Annotated in this window: 20 protein-coding genes; 4 read left to right on the top strand and 16 right to left on the bottom strand. The window is 69.1% G+C overall.

Annotated features, from left to right (window positions below):
• Both VNE62_03310 and VNE62_03305 read right to left on the bottom strand, forming a co-directional pair.
• On the bottom strand, positions 1-1,527 hold a 1,527-nt coding region (locus VNE62_03310), incomplete at its 3' end, for an FAD-binding oxidoreductase (protein ID HVE91318.1).
• Positions 1,527-2,396 carry an SMP-30/gluconolactonase/LRE family protein gene (locus VNE62_03305; GenBank protein ID HVE91317.1) on the bottom strand — a complete coding sequence of 290 codons (870 nt, stop codon included), beginning with the start codon at positions 2,394-2,396 and terminating at the stop codon, positions 1,527-1,529. The genes VNE62_03310 and VNE62_03305, both read right to left, overlap by 1 nt.
• Before the next feature lie 35 nt (positions 2,397-2,431).
• Here VNE62_03305 and VNE62_03300 point away from each other — a divergent pair, with 35 nt between their 5' ends.
• A complete protein-coding gene (locus VNE62_03300; GenBank protein HVE91316.1) occupies positions 2,432-3,346 on the top strand; it encodes an alpha/beta hydrolase in 915 nt (304 codons plus the stop codon).
• A 31-nt stretch (positions 3,347-3,377) separates the two neighbouring features.
• On the opposite strand, the gene VNE62_03295 is transcribed toward VNE62_03300, so the two are convergent.
• The 8 genes from VNE62_03295 to VNE62_03260 form a co-directional block, all read right to left on the bottom strand.
• On the bottom strand, positions 3,378-4,439 hold the full coding sequence (locus tag VNE62_03295) for a serine hydrolase domain-containing protein (protein HVE91315.1): 1,062 nt from the start codon (positions 4,437-4,439) through the stop codon (positions 3,378-3,380).
• Positions 4,436-5,485 (bottom strand): zinc-binding dehydrogenase, encoded by a 1,050-nt coding sequence (locus tag VNE62_03290; protein ID HVE91314.1) that lies wholly within the window; start codon positions 5,483-5,485, stop codon positions 4,436-4,438. Before VNE62_03290 ends, VNE62_03295 begins: the two co-directional genes overlap by 4 nt.
• Positions 5,485-8,025 carry a tetratricopeptide repeat protein gene (locus VNE62_03285; GenBank protein HVE91313.1) on the bottom strand — a complete coding sequence of 847 codons (2,541 nt, stop codon included), beginning with the start codon at positions 8,023-8,025 and terminating at the stop codon, positions 5,485-5,487. The genes VNE62_03290 and VNE62_03285 overlap by 1 nt, the downstream gene beginning before the upstream one ends.
• Before the next feature lie 63 nt (positions 8,026-8,088).
• Positions 8,089-8,832: an SDR family oxidoreductase gene (locus VNE62_03280; GenBank protein ID HVE91312.1), complete on the bottom strand. Its 744-nt coding sequence runs from the start codon at positions 8,830-8,832 to the stop codon at positions 8,089-8,091.
• The gene (gene eno, locus VNE62_03275; GenBank protein ID HVE91311.1) at positions 8,825-10,123 is read right to left on the bottom strand and encodes a phosphopyruvate hydratase; all 1,299 of its coding nucleotides are present in this window, start codon (positions 10,121-10,123) and stop codon (positions 8,825-8,827) included. The genes VNE62_03280 and eno overlap by 8 nt, the downstream gene beginning before the upstream one ends.
• Positions 10,105-11,070, bottom strand: a complete 966-nt coding sequence (locus tag VNE62_03270; protein ID HVE91310.1) for a phosphotransferase — start codon at positions 11,068-11,070, stop codon at positions 10,105-10,107. The genes eno and VNE62_03270 overlap by 19 nt, the downstream gene beginning before the upstream one ends.
• Before the next feature lie 2 nt (positions 11,071-11,072).
• Positions 11,073-12,311, bottom strand: a complete 1,239-nt coding sequence (locus VNE62_03265; protein ID HVE91309.1) for a mandelate racemase/muconate lactonizing enzyme family protein — start codon at positions 12,309-12,311, stop codon at positions 11,073-11,075.
• 201 nt (positions 12,312-12,512) lie between these two features.
• Positions 12,513-12,995, bottom strand: a complete 483-nt coding sequence (locus tag VNE62_03260) for a hypothetical protein (protein ID HVE91308.1) — start codon at positions 12,993-12,995, stop codon at positions 12,513-12,515.
• Between the two features lie 32 nt (positions 12,996-13,027).
• On the opposite strand from VNE62_03260, the gene pyrF reads away from it, so the two are divergent.
• Entirely contained in the window at positions 13,028-13,858 is an 831-nt protein-coding gene (pyrF, locus tag VNE62_03255) for an orotidine-5'-phosphate decarboxylase (protein ID HVE91307.1), read from the top strand.
• A gap of 73 nt (positions 13,859-13,931) precedes the next feature.
• Here the strand turns inward: pyrF and VNE62_03250 are convergent, their stop codons facing one another.
• From VNE62_03250 to VNE62_03225, 6 genes are all read right to left on the bottom strand, one after another.
• On the bottom strand, positions 13,932-14,312 hold the full coding sequence (locus VNE62_03250) for a response regulator (GenBank protein HVE91306.1): 381 nt from the start codon (positions 14,310-14,312) through the stop codon (positions 13,932-13,934).
• Positions 14,309-15,244, bottom strand: a complete 936-nt coding sequence (locus VNE62_03245) for a HAMP domain-containing sensor histidine kinase (GenBank protein ID HVE91305.1) — start codon at positions 15,242-15,244, stop codon at positions 14,309-14,311. Before VNE62_03245 ends, VNE62_03250 begins: the two co-directional genes overlap by 4 nt.
• Positions 15,231-16,136, bottom strand: coding sequence for a PAS domain-containing protein (locus VNE62_03240; protein HVE91304.1), 906 nt, complete (start codon positions 16,134-16,136; stop codon positions 15,231-15,233). Before VNE62_03240 ends, VNE62_03245 begins: the two co-directional genes overlap by 14 nt.
• Positions 16,137-16,305: 169 nt before the next feature.
• Entirely contained in the window at positions 16,306-17,610 is a 1,305-nt protein-coding gene (locus VNE62_03235; protein HVE91303.1) for an ankyrin repeat domain-containing protein, read from the bottom strand.
• A gap of 178 nt (positions 17,611-17,788) precedes the next feature.
• Entirely contained in the window at positions 17,789-18,910 is a 1,122-nt protein-coding gene (locus VNE62_03230; GenBank protein ID HVE91302.1) for a phosphotransferase, read from the bottom strand.
• A gap of 157 nt (positions 18,911-19,067) precedes the next feature.
• Complete coding sequence (locus tag VNE62_03225; GenBank protein HVE91301.1) at positions 19,068-19,436, bottom strand: hypothetical protein; 369 nt, start codon at positions 19,434-19,436, stop codon at positions 19,068-19,070.
• 128 nt (positions 19,437-19,564) lie between these two features.
• On the opposite strand from VNE62_03225, the gene VNE62_03220 reads away from it, so the two are divergent.
• Together VNE62_03220 and VNE62_03215 are read left to right on the top strand one after the other, a co-directional pair.
• Entirely contained in the window at positions 19,565-21,253 is a 1,689-nt protein-coding gene (locus VNE62_03220; protein HVE91300.1) for a hypothetical protein, read from the top strand.
• 4 nt (positions 21,254-21,257) lie between these two features.
• Positions 21,258-23,180: a beta-galactosidase gene (locus VNE62_03215; GenBank protein ID HVE91299.1), complete on the top strand. Its 1,923-nt coding sequence runs from the start codon at positions 21,258-21,260 to the stop codon at positions 23,178-23,180.
• Positions 23,181-23,289 lie beyond the last annotated feature (109 nt).

Here is a 23,289-nt window from a genome sequence, read left to right as displayed (position 1 = left end):
GTTGAGCAGGTTGAGGGGGTCGAAGGCGGACTTGACCGCTCGCATTTGCGCATACATCTGGGGCCCGAACAGCCGCTCGTTCCAGTAGCTGCGCGCGAGGCCGTCCCCATGCTCGCCCCCGAGGTCGCCGCCCCAGGCGCGGATGAGGTCCACGGCTTCTGCCATCAGCGACTCCAGGCGCTGCAGGTCCCGGGCGCTGGTCATGTCCAAAAACGGCCGCGTGTGGATGAGCCCGGTTCCCGCGTGCCCGTACCAGACGACACGCATGCCGTGCCGGGCGAAAAGCGCATCGAGCTCGCGGATGTAGCCCGGGAGCCGGTCGACGGCGACGACCGTGTCCTCGACGAACGCCTGCGGCAGCAAAGGTCCGCCCGCCACGGCCGACAGGGCTCCCACGCCCGCTTCGCGCACGTTCCACATGCGCGTGCACGCGACCGGGTCGACGAGCCGGGCCCGGTAGTCGGCGCCGCCGGTGGAGTCCAACGCCCGATCCATCCGGTCCAGTCCGGCCTCGGTCTCTGCGAGCGTCGAGCCCTGGTACTCCACGTACAGAAGCGACCCCATGGACGGGTCGATGTCGCGCACGGTCGCCGCATGGAACGGGACCTGCCGCGCCATGTCGATCAGCGAGCTGGAGACCAGCTCCACCGCGCTCGGACCGGTTGCGACCAGAGCCGGGACCGCGGCCACGGCCGCGTGCATGTCGCGAAAGCCCGCGACCCCCAGCACCCGGACGTCCGGACGCTCGTCCAGCGTCACCTCGACCGACGTCATCAGCGCGAGCGTCCCGTCGGATCCGGCCAGGAGCTTGGCGAGGTTCGGGGACGGCGCGCACAGGTGCTCCATCTGGTAGCCGGACCCCCGCCTGGCCAGCGTCGAGAACTGGGGGCCGAGCATCGGACGCGCCTGCGACCGGACCCCCTCCAGCGCGATGGCGAGCTCCGGGGTCGCCCCGGCCGAGGACATCGACCCGTCCGGGCTGGCTTTCAGCGACAGCACCCTGCCATCGGGCAGGACGCACTTCGCGGCCGCAACGTGGTCCACCGACGCCCCGTAGACGACGGAATGGGTGCCGCCGGCGTTGGTGGCGACCATCCCGCCGATCGTGCACTGCCGCTTTGTCGCCGGGTCGGGGCCGAACTCCAGGCCGTGGTCGCGCAGGGCCTCGTTGAGCTGCCACCACGTCACGCCGGGTTGCACCCGTGCGACCCTGCGGTCGGGTTCTATGTGCTCGATGCGGTTGAGGTGCGAGCAGTCAAGCGCCAGCCCGGCCCCCACGCACTGTCCCGACAGGGACGTGCCCGCCCCGCGCGCGGTGATGGGCAGGCCGTGCGCGCGGCAGGTGTCGATCACGGCGGCGATGTCGTCGGGCTCCCGTGCCACAACGACCGCCGCGGGCAGGATCTGGTACGGGGACGCGTCCGTGGCGTAAAGCGTCCGCGTGATGGGGTCGGTCCGAACGGTGCCGGCGATGCGGTCCTCGAGTGCCGCAACGACTCCGGCGACCTGGTCCGGATCGCTCGGCATCAGCCCGCGAAGGCGTTGGAGGCGACGCCGCGCACGCCCGGGCGCAGCGCGAACAGCCCCCCCGCCAGCCGCTGGGCCCCCCGGGCCTCGGTGGCCAGCCCCATGCTCGCCGTGGTGACGTACAGGACGTCCAGGTCGTCGCCGCCGAACGCGCAGCTGGTGACATGCGCGGCCGGGACCCGGACGGTGCAGTCGAGGTCGCCGCCCGGCGAGTAGCGGTTGACGGCCCATCCGCCCCACAGCGCCACCCATAGGAAGCCCTCGTCGTCGATGGCCATGCCGTCCGGGTATGCGGGATCGGGGATCTCGATAAACCGGCGGCGGGCGGAGATGTCCCCGGAGGCCGCGTCGAAGTCGAAGGCGTCCACGCCGCCGGCGAGCGTGTCGATGTAGTACATGGTCTTGTCGTCGGCGGCCCACGCCATGCCGTTGGAGATCGAAACGTCGGAAAGCATCGTGCGGACGGCGCCGCCGGGATCCAGCCGGTACAGGACGCCCAGCGGCCCGGACATCGACATGCTGCCGGCCCAGAACCGTCCGGACGAGTCGCACTTGCCGTCGTTCATCCGGCCCTCGGGGTCTGCGTGCTGCACGGAGGCCAGCTGCTCCAGCGACCCGTCCGCGCCCACCGCGGCGAAGCCGTCGGCGACGGCCGCGACCAGTCCGCCTGCGCGACGAAGCGCGAGCGCGCTCACCTTTGTCGCCACCTGCAGCGACGTCGACTCACCGCTGGACGGGTCGAGCCGGTGGATGCGCTGTCCCTCGACGTCCAGCCACCACAGGACCCGGTCGCGGTGGTCCCACAGCGGGCCCTCGCCCAGCCGGGCCTTTGCGTCCACGACCAGCTCGGCCCGAAGCTCGCGCGTCATCCCCAAGAGTGTGACGGACGCGGCATCCTGGGGCCATGCCGAGCCCGTGGATGAACGAGATGCTGGCGCTGCCGCGCGACCTGGAACTGCAGCCCGGACACACCGTGGCCGACGCGCTGGACTGGCTGACGCCGCCCGAGCCACCCACGGGAATGGTCTGGGAGCCCGACGTGGTCTACGGGACCGCCGGGAGCGGGGGCCGGGACCTGACGCTTCACCTGTACCGACCTCGCGACGTGGCGCAGTCTCGTCCCGCCGTCGTGTTCATCCACGGCGGAGGGTGGGCCGGCGGCGATCCCCTGCTTCATGTGCGCCATGCGGCGCACCTGGCCGCCCACGGCTACACGGCTGCCACGATCTCCTACCGCCTGGTGGACGAGGCTCGCTGGCCCGCTGCTCTGGAGGACGCCAAGTGTGCGGTGCGCTGGGTGCGGGCCAACGCCGCCGCCATCGGCGTGGACGACACTCGCATCGCGGTGTGCGGGGGCTCGGCCGGCGGACACCTGTCGGCCATGACCGCGCTGACGCCGGGGCTGTTCGAGGGCTCCGGCGGCAACGAGACTGTGCCCAGTTACGTCTCAGCGGCGTTGCTGCTGTATCCCATGACCGACATGCGGGCACCGGGGGGGGAGTTCGGGATCCAGGACGTGGTCCACAACTTTCTGGGCGGCTCAACCGACGCGCTGTACGCCGAGTCGTCGCCCCAGTCCTACGTCGCGCGCTCGGCCCCCCCGATACGCACGATCACCGGAAGCGAGGACCCGATCACGCCGCTTCCGATGATCCGGGAGTTCCACAGGCGTTTGGACGAAGCCGGGCCCCCCAACGATCTGCTCGTGTACGAGGGGGCCGGCCACATGTTCGACGTGCTCGAGCAGTACGCGCAGCGCTGCATGCAGGACATGCTCGAGTTCTTCGACCGCCACCTCAAACCGGACCCGTCCACGTAAGGCAGGGCCGTCAGCGAGGCACGGGCGTCGGTTAGGCCCGCACGGCGCGGTGCACGGCGTCGGACAGCAGGTTGAACCTGCGGTCGCCCGCTTCGCTCGGGGCCAGGTTGAACAAGAACACGGCCGATACCTGCGTCTCCGGATCACACCACGCCGTCGAATTGGCGTAGCCGTTGTGGCCGAACGACCGCTCTGAGGCAAGGTTGCCACGGCGGAAGGTCGGGTCCTTTCGCTCAGCCCCCACGTGGAAGCCGTAGCCCGTGCCTGAGCGGTCCCCCAGCCGGTCGTGCATCGTCGTCGCGAGCCGGACGGTCTCCGGCGACACCACTCCCCCGCCGTCGGAGCACCAGGCGCGGTAGAAGCGTCCGAGGTCGCGCGCGCGGCAGTACAGTCCGGCCCCCGGCAGCACGGCGTTTAGGCCCTGCGGCGAGTTGAACCTGCGGAACAGATCCTCGTGCTCGGGCGCGCCGGCGACCGCGAGCGTCGCCTCGGCCTCCAAGCCGGCGGGCAGGCCCCACGTAGCGCGCTGCATGCCGAGGGGGGCGAAGATCTCGTCGCGGCAGAAGTCCACGAAGCTGCGGCCGTCCGTCCGCCGCACGGCCTCGGCCAAAAGCGCGGAGCCCGTGAGCGGGTGGTACATCACCACAGCCCCGGGAGCCGACTCCGGCGGCATCGCACATATCGCGGCTATCCCCGCGTCCCAGTCGGCGAATGTCTCGGCCCGGATGAGTTGCAGCGACGAGTCGGACACGCCCGCGCGGTGCAGCAGGACGTGGTGCCACGTGACCTCGTCCTTGCCGTGCTGCGCGAACTCGGGGATGACTTTCGCCACAGGATCGCGGTAAGCCACCAGCCCCCGCTGCGCCGCGATGTGGAAGGCCGTGGCCGTGACCGGCTTGCACGCACTGAAGACAGGGAACCGTGTCGACACGGTCACAGGACGGCCGTCGTGCGTCGTCCCCCATGCCTCGTCCAGGACGGTCCGCCCGCGGTGCGCCACAAAGGCCTGGGCCCCCAGCGCGGTCCCGCGATCGATGAACCCGCGGACGAGCGAGTCCACCGTCCGCGGCAGCGACGGGTCCAGTCCGCTCAAGGGGTGACGACGATCTTCAGGTGACCCTCGGGGTCGTTCAGCAGTGCCTCGAACCCCTGGTCTACGACGTCGGACAGCGCCACGCGATCGGTCACCAGAGGCGCCACCCGGACGACCCCCTGCTCGATCAGCGACACCGCGGGGACGAAGTCGTCCTGAAAGTCGTGGGACAGGCACGCCACCACCGTCTTCTCGCCGAGCAGCATGTCCATCATGTCCATCCGGACCTCGCCTTCGAACACCCCCAGCAGCACCGCGCGTCCGCCCTTGCGCGTCAGCGTCACGGCAGAAGCGGCAGCTGCCGGGTTGCCGGCGGCCTCGATGGTCGCGTCCGGACCGACGCCGGACATCAGGTCGCGCGTGGCCGACATGGCCTCGTCGGGAGCCACGGCCACGTCGGCCCCCAGGTCCTGCGCCAGGCGGCGTCGCTGCTCGATTCCGTCCACAACGACCACGGTGCCGGCACCACGCGCCCGCGCCACCTGCGTGACGAGCAACCCCACGGTGCCGGCTCCCACGACCGCGACGTTGGACCCCTGCCCGACTCCGGCGGCCCTGACCGCCCGGACGGCAACCGCAAGCGGTTCGGACAACGCCGCATGCTCGGGCGTCACGTGCTCGGCGACGGGCCGGCACATGGACTGCGGCGCGAGCATGTACTCGGCCAGGCCCCCGTCCGCCATCAGGCCCAGGTTCGCCATGCTCACGCACAGGTTGTGCTGGCCGCGGACGCACCACCAGCAGGTCCCGCAGTAAAGCGTCGACTCGACCGCAACCCTGGTGTCCGGCGGCAGGGTCGCGCCGGGACCGCCGAGCACCACCCGCCCCACCGACTCGTGTCCCAGGATCAGCGGAGCGCAGACGCCGGACAGCGGGTGAGGCTCGGTAGGGATGACGTTCGGACCGTCCCTGTACTCCTCGAGGTCGGTCCCGCAGATCCCGCAGGCCTCGATGCGAAGCAGGACCCACCCCGGCGCGGGCGAACGGGGGTCCGGCACGCGCTCCACCCGGACGTCGCGACGTCCCCACCACCTTGCGGCGAGCATCAGGCGGTCCGGACCTCCGCCGCAAACGCACGCACCTGCGCCGTGGACATCGCCGCACCCGCAGCGGACTCGCGCTCAAAGGCATCGGCCCCCAGCGCCTCCCGCGCCGACTCCACCGTCTGCTCGTATTCCGTGCGCGCCACCGGGTCCAGCCTCGTGGGCTCCGTCGCCAGCCGCTCTGCTGCTCCTATGAGCCTCGCAGCGCGATTGAAATCCGTTGCCAGCGACGCGGCCGCCGCAAGCCTGCGGATCGTGGGGGCCAGGTCGAAGTCCGTACGCAGCGACAACGCCTCGAGGTGCATGGCCATGCAGGGCTCGATGCTGCCTTCGGCCCGGCACAGGGAGCCCAGGGAGTCCAGCACCAGCGCGACCCCGGGATCGGACCCGAGGTCCCTGTACTCCGACAGCGCCTCTTCGAAGTGCTGGCGCGCCCCCGCGAGATCACCCGCCGCCTGTGCGGCCTCACCCAGGCTGTGCATCACGCTGGCCGTCCCCAGTGCGTCCCAAGCCTCCGAGTAAAGCCGCAGGGCCTCCTGGAAGTGACTCCGCGCGCCGGCGACCTGCCCCCGCGCCAGACACACGTAGCCGAGCTGGTTGAGGACGGTTGCCAGCGCTGTATCGTCGCCCTGATCGCGGACGAGGTCCTTGTACCTATTGAGGGTCACCTCAGCCGCCTCCAGGTCACCCTGCTCGACCTGTGTGAGCGACAGTGCGTTGAGGGTTACCGACATCGCGTGGCGGTCATCGCGGCGGTGCGCCTCCGACAGCGCCTTCTCGAAGTGCCTGCGGGCCGTGGCGAAGTCGCCTTCGCCATAGGCGATCGTCCCCAGCGCCCGCTGGGCCTGGTACCGCAGGAACCCGCCGGCTCGGCCGGCGGCGCCCGCCATCCGCTCGAAGTGGTCCCGGGCCTCCCCGGGCCGGCCCAACGCCTGCTCGACCAGCCCCGACACCCACAACCCCTCCGCCAGGCAGTAAGGGTCGTCCAGCCTGCGGGCGAGCTCCAACCCCCGGTCGGCCCACCTCCCCATCGCCTCTACGTCGCCCGTTCCTCCGGACGCATGGGCAAGCCGCAGCATCGTCATGCAGAGCAGCCGGTTGAGCTGGCTTCCGAGCAGCGCCTCCAGCGACTCCACCGCCTGCTCCAGCAGCTCGCGCGCCCGTTTGCGGTCGCGTCCCAGCACGAACATCAGGTCACCGGCGCACGAGATGGCCCGGGCCCGCACCACCGGCTCGACCTCCCCCCGCGCGTCGAGCAGCGCCTCCAGCCCCCGGAGGGCCTCCTGCCTGTATCCGCGGGCGATCCAGAACAGCCACAGCGCGCCCGCCAGCCGGAGCCCTTCTGCGGTGGATCCGGCTCCCGATGCCCACACCAGCGCCTGTCGGAGATTGTGGAGGTCGTCTTCAAGGCGCTCGAGCCAGACAATGTCCTCGGCTCCGAACAGGTGGGGCTCGACGCGTTCGGCGAGGTCGGCGAACCACTGCAGGTGCCGGTCGTTGATCGTCTCGAACTCCCCGGACGAAGCGAGCTCGGTGGAGGCGTACAGCCGCACGGAGTCCAGCAGCCGGTAGCGTCCGGACCTCGGATCCGACACGACCAGCGAGGCGTCCACCAGCCTGCTCACCGACTGGGCGATCTCGCGCCAAGGAACCGCCCTGTCGGCCGCCACGCGCTGCGCGGCCTCCGCCGGGAATCCCGCGGCGAAGACGCTCACCCTCTGCAGGACCGAAGCATCGAGCGGGTCCAGGAGCTTGTAGCTCCACTCGACGGTCGATTGGACGATCTGCCGGCGCGGGACCTGATCTTCGTCCGCGGGCGCAGACGGTACAGCGTCACCCAGCCGTGCGTCGATGTCCTCCAGCGGCAGGTCCCGCGTTCGCGCCGCGGCAAGCTCCAGCGCGAGAGGAACTCCCTGAAGCTTCAGGCAGATCCCGCGTACGCGGGCCATCTCTGCCTCTCCCACCAGAAGCTGCGGCGCCGCCTCCTTAACGCGCTGCAGGAACAGCTCGACTGAATCACCCTGAACGTCGGCCGTGGCACCGGGAAGGGAGAGCGGCGGAACCCGCCAGTTCATCTCCTCTGTCAGGCCGAACGGGTCGCGGGTCGTCGCAAGGATCCTCACACCCGGACACGATCTGAGCACCGCCTCCACCAGCCGCGTCGCCGCCGGCAGCACGTGCTGGCAGGCGTCCAGGACGAGAAGCAGCTGCTTTGGGCGCAAAAAGTCCACCAGGACCTCGTCGGGGGCCCGCAACGAAAAGCCCCCGGAGACGTCGCGCAGCCCGAGCACCGCCCCCACCGTGGGGGCCAGGTCCTCGGCCTCCGCGAGCGGCGCCAGCTCAACGAACCACGCCCCGTCCGGCCACTCCGTGGACAAGTCCTGGGCCGTGCGGTGTGCGAGCCTGGTCTTGCCCGAGCCCCCCGCCCCCCACACCGTCACCAGCCGGTGCGAGCGCAGTGCCTCCGCGATCTCCCGGAGCTCCCGCTCGCGTCCGACGAACGTGGTGGACGACCCCAGCGAGGACTCCGACACCCTGGTCATTTCGTTGTTGTAGCACGACCCCCGGGGGACTCTCGCCTCCCGGTCGTGGGATCCGGGAGGACCTCAGCCCGCGTAGATACCGCCGTCGATCACCAGGGACTCCCCGGTGACAAACGCAGCGTCGTCGGAGGCCAGGTACAGCGCCGCCTTGGCGACCTCCACCGGCAGGCCGAGACGGCCCAGCGGCTGCCTTGCGACCAGAGCCGCCCGGGCCCCCTCCGCGTCCCCGGACTGCTCCAGCAGACGACCTACCCACGGCGAGTCCACCGTGCCGGGACACACGCAGTTGCACCGGACCCCCGTCCCCGCGTACTGGATGGCGACCTGCTTTGTGAACGCGATGACCGCGCCTTTGGTCGCGCAGTACGCGGCGCGGTCCTTGAGCCCGATCAGACCCGCCACGGACGCCGTGTTGACGATGCATCCTCTGCCGGCCGGCAGCATGTGACGCAGCGCGTGCTTCGTCCCGAGGAAGACCCCCCGGCAGTTCACCGCAAACAGCCGGTCCCACTCCTCCACCGTGCACTCCAATGGGCCCGCGGTCGAGCCGATTCCGGCGTTGTTGAAGATCAGGTCCAGGCGCCCCGTGGCGGTGGCGGCCGAGTCGACGAGCCTCTGCACCTGGACCTCGTCGGACACGTCCACCGTGGCCTGGGTCGAGCCCTCGGGGGCCCCGGACGGGTCCACGTCCGCGGCGAAAACCGTCGCTCCCTCCTCCAGCAGGAGACGGGACATCTCGATGCCGATCCCGGACCCGGCCCCCGTGACGACGGCGGTCATTCCGGCGAACCGCGCGAGCTCAGACATCGACATGACTTCCCCCCAGTGCCTGCCGGCCGGCGAACGCAACACCGCCCGGCTCCGCCTCGATGCGAAGAAGCCTGTTCCACTTCGCGGTCCGCTCCGAGCGGGTGGTGGACCCCACCTTTATCTGTCCGGCCCGCCACCCCACGGCCAGGTCCGACAGCCACGAGTCCTCGGTCTCCCCCGAACGCGCGGACACCACCGTCGCGTAACCGGCCGTCCGGGCCTGCTCGAGCACATCGCTGGTCCCGGTGACGGTCCCGTTCTGGTTGGGCTTGATGAGAACCGCGTTCGCGATACCGTCCGCCGCTCCCCGGCTCAGCCTGCCGGCGTTGGTGGCGAACAGGTCGTCGCCCAGCAGCTGAACGCGGGGGCCGAGCCTGCGCGACGCTTCCGACCACCCGTCCCAGTCGTCGTCGGCGACCGGGTCCTCGACCGACACCACCGGCCAGGTGTCGCACCACGACTCGATCTCGGCGAGCAGCCCGGACGCGTCCACGGTGCGTCCCTCGGCCTCCAGCCGGTAGCTTCCGTCCCGCCACAGCTGCGTCGCTGCGACGTCGACGGCGATCGCCACGTCGGAGCCGGGTTGAAGTCCGGACCTCTCCAGCCCTTCGGCCACCAGCTCCAAGGCCTGGCGGTTGGAGTCCAGACGGGGGCCGAGCCCGCCTTCGTCGGCGGCCAGCGTCGCCGGGAGCCGGCGCGCCTCGCAGGCCTGCGCGGTTGCGAGCCGGACTCTCCACGACCACTCGATCGCCTCCGCGAACGACGACGCCCCCACCGGGACGACCAGCACGTCCTGGATGTCCACCGCTCCCCCCGCGTGGGCGCCACCGGACACGATGTTGACCATCGGCAGGGGCATCAGCGGGTCCCGGCCGTCCAGGAGCAGCCGCCAGACGTCCGTGGACTCGTGGTGGGCCCGCGCGATTAGAGCCGCCAGCGACACGGCCAGCACCGCGTTGGCCCCGAGCGCCGACAGGTTGGCAGTGCCGTCGGCCTCCCTCAGCAGCCCGTCCAGTCCCCGCTGGTCGCCGGCATCGTGCCCCTTGACGGCCGGGCCGAGGACGTCGTTGACGTTGCGTACTGCCTGCTGCACTCCCCGGCCCCCGTAGCGCTGTCCGCCGTCGCGCAGCTCGTGCGCCTCGTGGCGTCCGGTGCTGGCGCCGGAGGGGACGATGACCGTCCCCGTCGCGCCGGAGCTCAGGGACACCTCGCATGCGACGGTGGGGGTGCCGCGGGAGTCCAGCGCCTCCCAGGCGAAGACGCGCTCGATCAGACCAGTCGTGCCCATGCCCCCTCGATTTCGCCCGGAGGGTCCTGGAGCAAACGCTTGCCCACGGCACGCGCGGTCTCGCGCCCGCCGTCGGTGAGGTATTCGGCCGGGGACTTGCCGTCCACCCTGGCCGTCATCAGACATCCGACGTGGCCGAGCACGTAGGACCCATCGATCGGACTGCGCCGTGAGTACGCGTCCCAGAACGACGACGCGCAGTCGAAGAAAGACTGCGAGGCCTCCGGACGGTGAATCGACTTGAGCATCAGGTGGTTTGTCATGAAAGCCAGGTCGAAGGCCGGGTCGCCGAGGTGCGCGACCTCGAAGTCCACCACCCACAGCCCGTCGTCGCCGACTAGCACATTCTTCGGGGAGAAGTCGCCGTGGACAAGGCACTGCCGCGTGGCCGTCATCCGTGCGACGTACGGCTCCACCAGGTCCGCCACGTCGGGGCGTCGGCGCATCACCGTCCGGTAGTAGGGATCGACGCGCAGCTGCTCGAAGGCCTCCTGGTCGTCGAACGCTCCGGCCGTGCCGTCAGTCCGCAGGTGCCACTCCACGAGAGTCTCTCCGAGCGCCGCCGCCACGGCCGGATCGACGTTTCCGCTCAGGAGGCTGGACTTCCAGTTCGTCCAGTCGTCCGGCGCAAAGGCCGTGGTCAGCGCAAACGACGCCGGGTCGGAGTCGAGCACGGCCGGGACGCGGCCCGGAGTCAGTTGCCCGCACAGCTTCAGGACCTCGGCCTCCGTGGTCGCCCGCTCGCGCTTCGCGGGCCAATCGTCGGCCACACGCAGCTTCGGCAGGGCCTGCTTGACCACGGCCCGGAAGTCGCGCGCCTCCACACCCAGCACGACGTTGGAGATGCCGCCGGACAACTCTTTGGCCTCGACCGGCTCCCCAGCCGGGAGCAGCCCTCGGGAGGCCAGGTAGGCAGCCACCGTCTCCGGCGACAGAAGCTCGTCCACCGCTACTCGAAGAACGGCTCGCCGCGCCGCGCGTAGCGGCGGCACGCCTCCAGGTCCAGCTCGACGCCGATGCCGGGTGCGTCAGGAACCTCGATCCACCCGTCGCGGATCAGCGCCCTCGCGTGCCCCGTCACCAGCTCGTCGAAGAACGGGACGCTGGCCGCATGCCACTCCAGCGCCAGGAAGTTCGGAATCGACGCGCACACGTGCACCGACGCCATGGTCCCGACCGGGCCGGCGATGTTGTGGGGGGCCATGGGCAGGTACCTGGTGTCGGCCAGCGCGGCGATGCGCCGCGTCTCGGCCAGGCCCCCGACCTTCTGGACGTCCGGCGCCACCACGTTCACCGCTCCCGATTCGATCATCCGCGTAAAGCCGTGCAGCAGGTACTGGTTCTCGCCGGTGGCGATGCGCGTGGACGTCCCCGACGTCACCCACCCCAGCGCGTCCACGTCCTCCGGCGGCGTCGGGTCCTCCAGCCACAGCACGGGAAGGTACTCCAGTGCCTGCGCGAGCTTGAGCGCATCGGACGGCGCGTAGCGCCAGTGGCAGTCGAAGGCCACCTCGACGTCCGGTCCGGCTGCCTCACACGCGGCGTCCGCCAGCGACACCTGCCGCTCCAGCTGCCGCGGCGAGATCGTCCGGGCGTGCAGGTCCTCGTCCGGCAGAAGCGGAAGGTCCAGGTCGAACTTCAGGGCGGTGAAGCCCCGTCCGACCATCTGCTTGGCGCGCTGCGCGTAGGACTCCGGCGTGTAGACGCCCTCGCGCTCGGCGGGGGCCCAGTGGACCTCCTGCGCCTCGTCGGGGTCCAGGGAGGCCCAGGACGGAGTCCGGGACACCAGCACCGACGAGTAGGACTCGAGCGCCTCACCCGCGTGGCAGTCGGCGTAGATCCGGACGCGGTCCCGGAACTTGCCTCCGAAAAGCCGCCACAGCGGGACCCCCAGCGCGCGGGCGTTGAGGTCCCACAGCGCGGCCTCGATGCCGGAGATCGCATGGTGGACCGTCCCGCCCCCGGAGGCCGCGTGGGCCGTGGCCAGGCGCAGCTTGCGGGTGATCGCCTCGACGTTGCGGGCGTCCTCGCCCTCCACGAGCACGGAGAGATCGCGGATGGTCGCGGTGAGTCCGGGGGCGCAGAAGCACTCCCCGACGCCCTCGACTCCCTCGTCCGTGATTACCCGGACGAGGGTCCAGTCGTAGTTGGCCTCGATGACCGCTGTGAGCACGCTGCGGATCTTCACGGCTCTTGTTGTACGTCATAGGCCCGGGACCCCGCCGACCGGGGACACTGGACCGTGACCAGCAGGACGCCTGGGTTGCCCGGTCCGAAGGCCCGCCACCTAAAAAACATGGTGCCAGGTGGGGCGCGGAGGCGGCCGCGAGGCCGCGCGAGTCACTCGCTTCTCTCCGCGCCCCACCCCAAGATGCACGACCGCGAGTCGCTACGGGGGCGACGACACCAGCGCGAGGTTCTTCGGCCCCCGGAAGTCGAGCTCGATCACCTCGTGGGACACGCCGGCTTCGTCGTAGTAGCGGCCGATGGCCTCGACCAGAGGCTTCGTCCCGAGGCGCTGGGAGCGGTCCCAGAAGTTGCAGCAGGGGACCAGCACCACAGGCCGGACGACGGCTGCCTCCGCCACGGCTCTGGTCGCCTCGTCGGGGTGCAGGCCGATGATGAGGTCGAAGAAGGACGTGGCCTCGGCGTCAAACTCCGTCTCGTGGGACGCGACCCCCCGCAGCGTCCACCCTCGCGGATCCACGACCTCGGCCTCGTAGCCGTACTTCTTGCGTAGGACCCGCGTGAGCATGCCCTGTCCACCCGCGACGTCGGCGACGTGTTTGACCGATCGTCCATATCGTTCGGCGACGAAGGACGCGACCACGTCGAACCTCACGGGGTCGCCGTGGAACCGGTGTCTGGTCACCGGTTCATGGTCCCTCAGAACTCGTTGGACACATGAGTTGGTCCCGCGGCCACCCAAGTGGCATCGTTCTCGCGATGACCAACTACTTCGATCGGCTCCGCACCGCCTCCACCGACAGAGAGTCGCTTCTTTGTGTCGGGCTGGATCCAGACCGGAGTGTGATTGAGGGGGGACTGGACGGCGCAGTCTCGTTCTGTCGCCGCGTCGTGGAGGCAACCTCTGACATCGCCTGTTGCTTTAAGCCCAACGCGGCGTTCTGGGAGCAGTACGGTCCAAGGGGCTGGATTGGCCTGGCTTCTGTTCGAGAGACCATTCCCCCCGACATCCCCGTGTTGCTGGACTGCAAGCGAGCCGACGTCCCAAACACCATGGCGGCTTACGCGCACGCCGTTTTCAACGAGATGGCCTTTGACGCAGCGACCGTCCACGCCTACCACGGCGCCGACTCGCTGGACACCTTCCTGAGCTACGAGGGGCGCGGCGTGTACGTAGTGGCCCACACATCTAACCCGGGGCGGACAGATCTTCAACACCGCCAAGCGGACGGCCAACCACTGTTCATGGCCGTGGCCGATCTAGCGGTCCGCTGCGACAAGAGCAGCACAGCTGGGGTGGTCATGGGAGCGACGGCCCCCAAGGAAGCAGCGATGGTGCGGGAACGCTTCCCGGGCCTGCCATTTCTGATGCCCGGCATTGGCAGACAGTCGGGGGACGTGGAGGCGGCGGTGCGGTCCTCGTTCACCGGGGATCCAGCCTCGTGCCTGATCGTCGTGGCCGGCGCGATCATGTACGCCGACGACCCAAGGACAGCTGCGGTCCGGTGGAGAGACTCCATCCGCCGCGCAGCCGATAGTCGCTCGTGAGGCCGATGGCCGACAGACCCGTGACTAAGACAATTGACCGTCGGATGTCACAGGCTTCCACTGCCCCCTGTCATCACGTGCTCGCGTGTGGTCCAAGACCGGTTAGCTGCTGAGCGAGCGACAGGAGCTCGAATATGTCTGTCTTGAGCAGGAACGCATCGATCGCGGGCTCCTCCTCGGCCTGCGCCTGGAGCTCGGCACGGGCGGTGAAGAGGATGATCTTCGCCAGTGGCGCCACCTCCTTGAATTGAGGCGCCGCCTCGATGCCGGTCAGCTTTCCGATCAACCCGTTGTCGAGGACGATGACTCCGGCTTCCGCCGATCGCGCCATCTCGATGCCTTCCTCTGCCGAGGTCGCAGCCCCACCTACGGTGAAGCGCGGGTCCTCGGAAAAGACCATTCGGATGAGGGACTGAAGATCGGTGTCGTCCTCGACAACCACGAAAACCTTCATACGGCCGACTCCGCCGCACGCAGGCGAAGCACGAAGCAGGCGCCCCGCGGGACGTTCGGCTCGTAGCTGGCGTCGCCCCCGTTCGCTCTTGCCAGGCCGCGCACGATCGAGAGACCGAGGCCGGTGCCTTTCTCGGCCCGCGTACCGACGGTGTCGGCTCTGCCGAACTTTCCGAACAGCCGGGGAATGAACTCCGGCGCAACACCTGGCCCATCGTCGAGAACCCGCACCTCGACCTCGCTGCCCACGGGCACTGCTCGGATTCGCACCGGCGGCTGACCGTACTTCAAGGCGTTGCTCACACAGCCGTCCAGGATCCGCTGCAAGTGATGAGGATCCATAAGGACGGTGAGATCCGGCGCGCACGACACGGACACACTTGACGCTGCCGGGCCTCGCGCTTTCAGGCACCGACGGATCGCCTCCTCGAGGAGGATCGCCGCGGAACGAGTCTCGAGCGTGCCGCCCTCGATGTTTGACAGCATCAGGATGTCGTCTACTAGCAGGGCCAGATTTCTGGATTGACGCGAGATCGACGCAGTAGCGGTCCGTCGGTCGTCCTCCGTGAGCGACGACCACTTCTGCTCAAGGACCGCGGAAAATCCGACGATCGACGCAAGGGGCGAGCGGAGACTGTGGGCGGCGACGGCGGTGAAGTCACGCATCGCCTCATTGACGACCTTCAGGTCCACGTTGGCTCCCTCGACTCTCTTTCGTTCAACGTCGACGTCGTCCAAGACGTTGAGAATCGCCCGTTGTGTCGACTCAAGGTGGGTCCGGTCGGCGTCGTTGTCCTCGAGGATGTTGAGCAGCGCTCGCTGGGTGTCGCTCTGACGCGCCCGCTCCTCGCCAAAGTCGTCGAGGATGTTGAGGATTGCTCGTGCGTAAGTAGCGGCATCGACCTCGGGGGACCGCTTCTCAGCGATGCGCATCGGGCTCGCCTGCCTCGAGGAGGCGTGCCTTTAGCTCCTCGATCTCCTTCTTCAGCTCGATCATCTTGAGCTCACGGCCGACGGTCAGACGCTGAAATCGCTCGAGTTCCGCCATCCACTCGAGCTGTTTGGCCTGCTCTTCGGCCAGCTTGGCCTGATCGCGCATCTGGGCCGTGACGTCGCGAGCCGCGGCGAAGGCTCCCAGCACGTTGCCCTGAGTGTCCCGGTACACCGACGCGTTGTACAAGACGTCGGTGAGCGACCCGTCGCGGTGGCGGATCGTCAGTGGGTAGTCGACAGCCATTCCTTCGGCGAAAACGAGCTGGTAGATGGCCTTGGCCTTGCCAGGGTCGGTGAAGGACTCCGAGAAGTCCGATCCGATTAGCTCGTCACGAGGAACGCCGGTGACCTTGATGAGAGCCTCGTTGACGTCGGTGATCTTGCCTTCCGGACTGATGGACACCAGCGAATCGAGGCTCGCTTCGATCATGCTCCGAGCGGACTCGAACGTGTGCTTCAGCGCAGTGATGTCGCGGGCCGCAGCGAAGGCGCCGAGGACATTGCCCTCCGTGTCGCGGTAGACGGAAGCGTTGTACAAGACGTCGGTGACCGACCCGTCTGTGTGGCGCATCGTCAGCGGATAGTCGACCGCCATTCCCTCGGCGAATACCAGCTGGTACACCTCCCGCGCCCTGTCCGGCTCGGTGAAGTAGTCAGAGAAGTCGGTTCCTAGGAGTTCGTCACGGCAGACCCCGGTGACCTTGATGGTGGCCTCGTTGACGTCCGTGATCTTGCCGTCGGGACTGATGGACACCAGCGAGTCGAGGCTCGCTTCGATCATGCTCCGAGCGTGCTGGAGCGCCTGAACCTGTTGAGCTTCTACGGATCCCATGTGCCCCCGTCGATCCGTGGTCTGGGTTAGGTCCCTGCTACAAGCAGCGTAAACCGGGACGCGTCACCTCAGCGTCACCGTCAGAGCCCTGCCCGCAGCCAGGCCTGCGTTCCCAGACGGTGACTCGGGCGGGCCATCTCAGGCGATCTGCAAGTGACCTTGGCCTGCGTCACCAGATGCCGTGCCGCCGCAGGACCTCGTCAACCTTGGGGTCGGGACTCGGTGGCTGGTGCCGCGTTGGTGCACCCGCGGCCGCCAGCGCTTCGACGGTGCCGACGTAGTCGCCGTCGAGGGCCCGGTTGTTGCGGAGGCCCCAGATCGCGCAGTCCAGCGGAGTCGGGCCCTCCTCGTTGAAGGCGCAGTCTGTGAGATCGGCCCCCCGTTCGATGAGCAGCTTCACGGTCCTGGTGCGGCCGTGCATTGCCGCCTGGTCCAGCGGAGTGAAGTTGCTCCACGCGCGTGTGTCGACGTGCATCCCGGAGTCGAGCAATGCCTTTACAACGTCATCGCGGTCCAGCAGCGCGAACTGGCCGAGGATCCAGCCGTAGTCGTCCCCCTCAGGGTTGCCAAGGGCGGGGGGCGGCGCCTTGGGCAGCTGCACCGACTCTCCACGTGCCACGGCCAGCACCGCTTCGTCGACCGGGTCCAGCTCGGCGGTGGCGCCGTGTTCCAGAAGCAGCTCGTAGGCGGCCAGGTGTCCGCTGCGAGCGGCGAGCGCCAGCGGCCTGCGGCCGACGTCCCACCGGTCCCAGGGCACGTTCACGTCCGCGCCGGCGTCCAGCAGCATGTTCAGGATCGTGAGACTTCGCCCCCGGGCGATGGCGTGGTGCAGGCAGAGATCCTTGTTCACGTCCACGCCGTGGTCCAGAAACCACTGGAGGCCCGGGACGTCCTCGAAGTCCAGCTTGTGGCCCACCATGTACTCCAGCCCCGGCTCCCACAGGACGTCGAGCATCGCGTTGTTGGACCTCTCGCACGCGTGGTACATGGCGTCCTGGTCGCGCTTGGCTCCGGCCTCGATGAGCATCCTCGCCAGCTCCACATCGTTGCGGTCGACCGCGCTGCGCAGGGCGAAGAACTCCCAGGCGTGACCGTGGCCGTCCTCGACGGTGTGGGCGTTGGGATCGGCCCCCGCATCCAGCAGCAAACGGGTGCACGTCCGTATGTCAGATCCCGTGCCGGTGGAGTTGCGCAGCAGGTACAGCAGTGGCTGAAGGCCGGCCACTTCGGACGTCACCGCGCCGGGATCGGACTCGAGTATCGCCTCCAGCTTCGCCGGGTCGGCGAGCGAGAGCGCCTGCTCGATGCCCTCCAGGCCGGCGGCACGCACATGGTGGACCAGCCGGGGCCAGCTGTCGAAGCCGTAGTCGCGCGCCAGTTCCTGCTGCGCCTGGCTGAGGGCGGTGCCCCGTTCGCGCTGGAGCGCTTTGGCCTGCTTGCGCAGGTGCTCGAGGCTGGGACGATCGGGAAGCATTGACACGGCGAACCTCCTGTCTGCCCGCGTCCGCGAATCGGGCTGGAAGGTCCGTCGTCTCTACTTCATGTGGTGCATCCGGTGGGATGATCCCTTCCCCGCGGACGGGTGCGCCCGGCAGCGCCACCAGAGCTTACTCCCAGTCGGGGCGACTCGACCGCGGAGGCCGGGGATTGGTTCAAATGCCAAGCTCCGCCGCTAGCGTCAGTGCCCGCTGGGCGTTCAGTGCGTTTTGAAGCAGAGCGAGGCCGCGCTCACGGAAACGGAAAACCGCATCGATCTCCTCGGTTCCTCCGTAGCGGAGCTGTGTTTGGGCCGAGGCCGAGGCGAGCATCCAGGGTGTAAGCCAGTCGTACTTGACCGCCGATGCGCACATGCCGACCTCGGCAAGCCTCGGGTCGCCGGTCCATCCCGCCTGCGCCAAACCTCGGACGTAGCCGTCCAAAGCTGTTTCGTGCAGATCGGGTAAGGCAGCCGCGGGGACGAAGTGATCGAAAGCGGCGTCGGGGACCAGGTTCCCGATGTCCTCGCCGATGGCGCCCTCACCCACGAAGGCCCAGTCCAGTAGGGCGATCCTCCCGTCGGGCTTCCAGATGAGGTTCGGGGTCCAGAAGTCGAGGTGGCAGAGGGTTCGCGGCAGCGCCTCCATCAGGGAGCAGAGGCGCTCGCTGCACGAGTGGAGCAGCTTCGCCGCCTCCCGCAGTTCGGCCGGGAAGTTGTCGCGGACGAGCGGCTGGTTCCATGCGGCGTCGCTGTCCAAAAGCGACCAGTCCACAGGCTTTTCGCAGCTGTATTCGCGAATAAACCGGCGGCTCAACCAGGGGTGCGACGGGATCGGTCGTCCCGTCAGGAACTCACCCTGCGCCCGTCCGAGAGCGGCGGCCATGCCGGCGTAGTCCCCGAGTGACCACGTCGACGCCGGCCGTCCCTCGACGAACTCGAGGAGAAGCAGGAGCAGGGACTCCTCCTGCTGCGAAGCGAGCAGATCCGGTGCGTCTATGCCTCCCGGAACGAAGGCTCGGACGACGCCGTTCGTATAGGCCAGCCCCTCCCGCGCCCAGTAGCTCCAATGCCCGGGCTCGTGAAGCCTGCTCGACCAGTGCGCGTCCCAGGCCGACCTGGGCTCAGCGCGCCTTGACGAGAGGGCCTTGACTACGAACTGCCGCCCATCCGCAGTCACCTTCCAGATCGCCGGCGTCAGCGTTGGGTTGTGGACGAGGTTGTCCAGCGTGCATGTGGACGGGTCCAGCCCTAGAAGTGGGAGGACACGCCCCGGATCGACCAAACTTTCCGTGGTCATGTGGCCTCCGGAGGTCGCCGATCAGGCAGGCGCCGAGTGCCGTCCGTCGCGATCGGCCGCATGGCCTCAAAGTACTGGCGTCAGAAGCAGGAGCGCCCGGCCCCCTTTCGGGGACCGGGCGCAACCGGAGAGAAAAGCGTGCGGCTGTGGCCGTTGATTAGTTGACGGTGCGGGTCTCGTTGCAGGCGCTCGGGTTCGGCCCGACCGTCACCTTCAGGTCCACCCAGTGCGGGCCCTGGGTCGGGCCGCTGCGGTCCCACCAGGGGACGAAGGCCGTGACGGTCACACCACTGTCGGGCGAGGCGTCCACGGTGACGTAGCCATCCGTCCACTGGATCCCTGCGTGGCCGTCCTCGGCGTGGACGGTCCATCCGGAGACGATCTGGTGGTCGTCGCGGCTGGGGTGCGTGGAGCAGCCCTGCGCGTCGTGACGGCCGTCGGGGTCGTGGTGCGCGAAAGCAGGCGCAGCCGGGACGGCCATGAGGGCCGCGGCGACCAGCGCGATCAGGGTGCGACGAAGCGTCATTGGTCCTCCTGTCGATTCAGCAGCGTCCAGGAGTTCTCCGTCCGGGCGCAAAATCCTTCCGGATTCCCGCAGGCGGCCCGGACGTCTGTTACCAATACACCGACACCCGCGAAAGGACGTCGCCGGCGATGGCTGCGCTCGACCCCCAGGCGATCCGCCGACAGAAGGTCCCCGGCGCGCTGTTCGGTGTGCTGTCGCTGGTGATCGTGGTCTTCATGATGGCGGCGCTCAAGCCGTCCCAACCCCCGCCGCCGCCGACCGCGGAATACGCCCCGGAGGCCGTCCAGGCGCTGCGTGATGCCCCCCAGAACCAGGTCAGCAACACCGGTACGGGAGATGGCGAGGCCGGCGGAGGAGCGGCGCCGCCGAGCCCCACTCCCCTGCCCGACGGCAGCTTCCCGGACGACCCGAAGAACCAGGCCCAGAACAAGGCGATCGAGCAGAACCGCGTGCGCCAGTGCATCGGCAACCCGCCCCGGCAGATCGAGGACCCGCAGTCGCCGCCGTGCGTCCCGTACTTCGACGGCGACAACGGCGGGGCCACCGCCCCCGGCGTGACGGCCAACGAGATCCGGGTGGCGATGCCGGCCGAAGAGCACGGGACGATAACCCCGCGGCTGCTGCAGTTTTTCAACCGCCGCTTCGAGTTCTACGGCCGGCAACTCGTGATCGTGCCGGGCACCGGCTGCGGAGGCGACACCCCCAACCAGATGAAGGCGTGCGCCGAGCGCGTGGCGTCCAAGAACGTATTCGCCTCGCTGTCCTACTCCGACCAGGGCGGTAACGGCTACTTCTTCTACGACGAGCTGGCGCGGCGAAAGGTCGTCAGCATCGGGTTCCACCAGGACCTGCGCTACGAGTCGCACTTCGAGCAGTTCGCCCCCTACCAGTGGGGTTACCTGCCTTCGCTGGACAAAATGTCCCGCCACATCGCGGAGCTGACCTGCAAGCAGCTTGCAGGCAAGAACGCCACCCACGCCGGCGAGGCGCTGCAGGGGCTGCCGCGAAAGTTCGGCCTCATCTCCAACGCCTACACCAACTCAGCGTCTCCGGACATGACCGCGCTCAAGGGGGCGCTGGGCGCCTGCGGGATCCGCGACATCCTGCACCGGGAGGTCAACTTCACCAAGGCCGGCGTGAACCAGCGCGACGAGACGACCACCCAGCAGGCGACTAACGCGATGATCGACATGGCGCAGGCCGACGTGACGACTCTCATCTGCATGTGCCACACGTCCACGACGCAGCAGCTCACGCCGGCGGCGGAGAGCCAGGGCTACCAGCCGGAGTGGATCGTCTCCACGTTCCTGTACCAGGACCAGGACTTCTGGGCGGCCACGCAGCCGTCGGGCCAGTGGCGCCACGCGTTCGGGCTGAACTTCTACAACAAGTGGAACGCGCCGGTGAACATGCCCTGGCACTGGGCGCTGATGGAGGTCGACCCGACCTACAACTACGAGAACAACAAGTTCGTGTACTTCGGCGCCTTCTACAACTACCACCAGCTCCTGATGCTGGCGGCCGGCCTCCAGATGGCGGGACCCAACCTCACCCCCCAGACCTTCCAGGAGGGGATGTGGAAGACGCGCTTCCCGAACCCGGACAACCCCAAGGTGATGGCGGGCAAGGTCGGCTTCGAGGACCGGGACCACACCTTCGTCAACGACGCGGCGATCATCTGGTGGAACCCGGCCGGCAAAGACGAGTGGTACGGCGCCAACGGCCACTACTGCTACGTCCGCAACGGACAGCGCAACCCCCTCGGCCGCTACCCAGCCGAGGACGAGCCGTTCCGGCCCCCGTGCCAGCGCTACTGACGGCGTGACGCGCGCCCGCGTCGAGGTCACCCCCTCCGGACTTGTCATCGACGGCCGCGAGCGGATGCTCGTGTCGGGGGAGGTCCACTCCTGGCGGCTGGACCCTTCGCGCTGGGGGGCGGTCCTGGACACGGTCCGGTCGCTGGGGTTCGGGTTCATCTCGACCTACGTGCCGTGGTCGGTGCACGAACGGGGGCCGGGCGACTTCGACTTCACCGGCCCGCGGGACATCGTCCGGTTCATCGGCATGGCCGCCGACCGCGACCTGAAGGTGATGGTGCGTCCCGGCCCGAACGCGGCCTCCGAGCTGCCCGACTCGGGGTGGCCGCGGCGCGTCCTGGACGACCCCCGCTGCAGGGCGCTGCGCTGCGACGGCCGTCCCTACCTGCTCGCGACGGCCACGCACCACGCGTTCATGCCGTCGTACGCGTCGAGGCTCGTCATGGACGCGGTCGCCGGCTGGTACGACGAGATCATCCCCAAGCTCGCCGCGCTGCAGCACCCGGACGGTCCGGTGATCGCGTGTCAGGTGGACAACGAGCTGGGCTTCCACTTCCAGCCGCACCCCTACGCGATGGACTACCACCCGGACGCGATCGCCCAGTACCGCGCGTGGCTCACCGCACGCTACGGGCGAGTCGAGGCGCTGAACGACGCCTACGGGTTTCGCGCCAGGGACTTCGCGGACGTGCAGCCCCCGCGCGACGGCACGGACGATCCCGAGCTGTGGCGGCTGGACTGGGTGGAGTGGAAGGAGCAGCACCTGCGCGACACCCTGGCCGCTCTCGCGTCGATGCAGCGCGATCGCGGCATGGACCGTGTGCCGCTCGTCCACAACGACTACCCGGCCTCCACGACGCCGCACGACACGGGTGCGCTGGAGCGGTCGGGCGCGGTGGACATCGCCGCCGGCGACATCTACACCACCCGCCAGGGCGGCCGGTTCATGGCCTCCTACGCGCGGCTGCTCACCGGGTCTACCCGGCTGCCGTTCCTGTGCGAGCTGGGGGCGGGGTGGCTGACGCTTCCGTGGCTGCTGCCCATGGGTGTGGAGGCGGCCGACGAGGAGACGGGCGCCCTTCGTGCGCTGTCCGGAGGGATCCGCGCGTTGAACGTCTACATGCTCGTGGAGCGTGACCGCTGGTACGGGAGCCCGATGAAGCGCGACGGGACCGCGCGCGACAAGTCCTCGCTGTACTCGCGTCTGCACGACATGCTCGAGCGCCTGGACTGGAAGTCCCTGCGGCGGGACGCGCGCGTGCTGCTGGTGACCAACCGGACGGAAGGGCGCCGAATCGCGGCGCGCCAGGTGCTGGGCGACGCCGTCCCGTGCTTCTCGCAGCTGCTGCCCATGGACATGCGCCTGTTCCACTCCGACGACGCGGCTGCGGACGTCCTGCGCGAGTGGGAGTCGGGGTTCGAGTCCGCGCTCCAGGGGGCCGGGGTGGACCACGACCGAGCGCTGTCCACCTCGCTTCCGCCGCTGGACCGCTACGACGTCGTCCTGATGCCGACGCTTGACTCCCTGGACGAAAGGGTGTGGGCGACGCTGCGGGCGGCCGCCGCCGCAGGCACGACCGTCGCCGTCGGCCCCCGACTGCCGTCGCTGGACTCCCGCCTCCACCCCCTTGCGTTCGACGCAGGTGGGATCCAGATCTTGGGCGACCCCGACGAAGCTCGTCGCCTGCTTCCCCGGCCCGCCTTCCGCACCGACAGTGATGCGCTGGACCTCGTCCGGTTGACGGGCGGTGGACGCGAGGTGCTGATGGCGTTCAACTCCTCCGACGATGAGTTGGAGGAGAAAGTCACCTTCGACGGCAGCGCCCGCTTTGAAGGGCGGTGGTCGTCCGGAACCGAGTTCGGCGGCGGATCCTTCACGGTGAGGCTCGGCCCCTGGGGGGCCCAGGTCTGGGAGGCCTTCCGTTGATCGCCCCGCACGTCGTCATCGAGGACCTGGACGCCGAAGGCTTCGCGCACCTGTGCTCGCTGCTCGCCCGCCGCCAGATCGACCGGCCCCCCGAGCTGCAGATCCTCCA

The sequence above is a fragment of the Actinomycetota bacterium genome, from assembly GCA_035536535.1.
In the GTDB taxonomy this organism is placed as follows: Bacteria; Actinomycetota; JAICYB01; order JAICYB01; family JAICYB01; genus DATLNZ01.
This window is presented reverse-complemented; position numbering and strand designations above follow the sequence as displayed.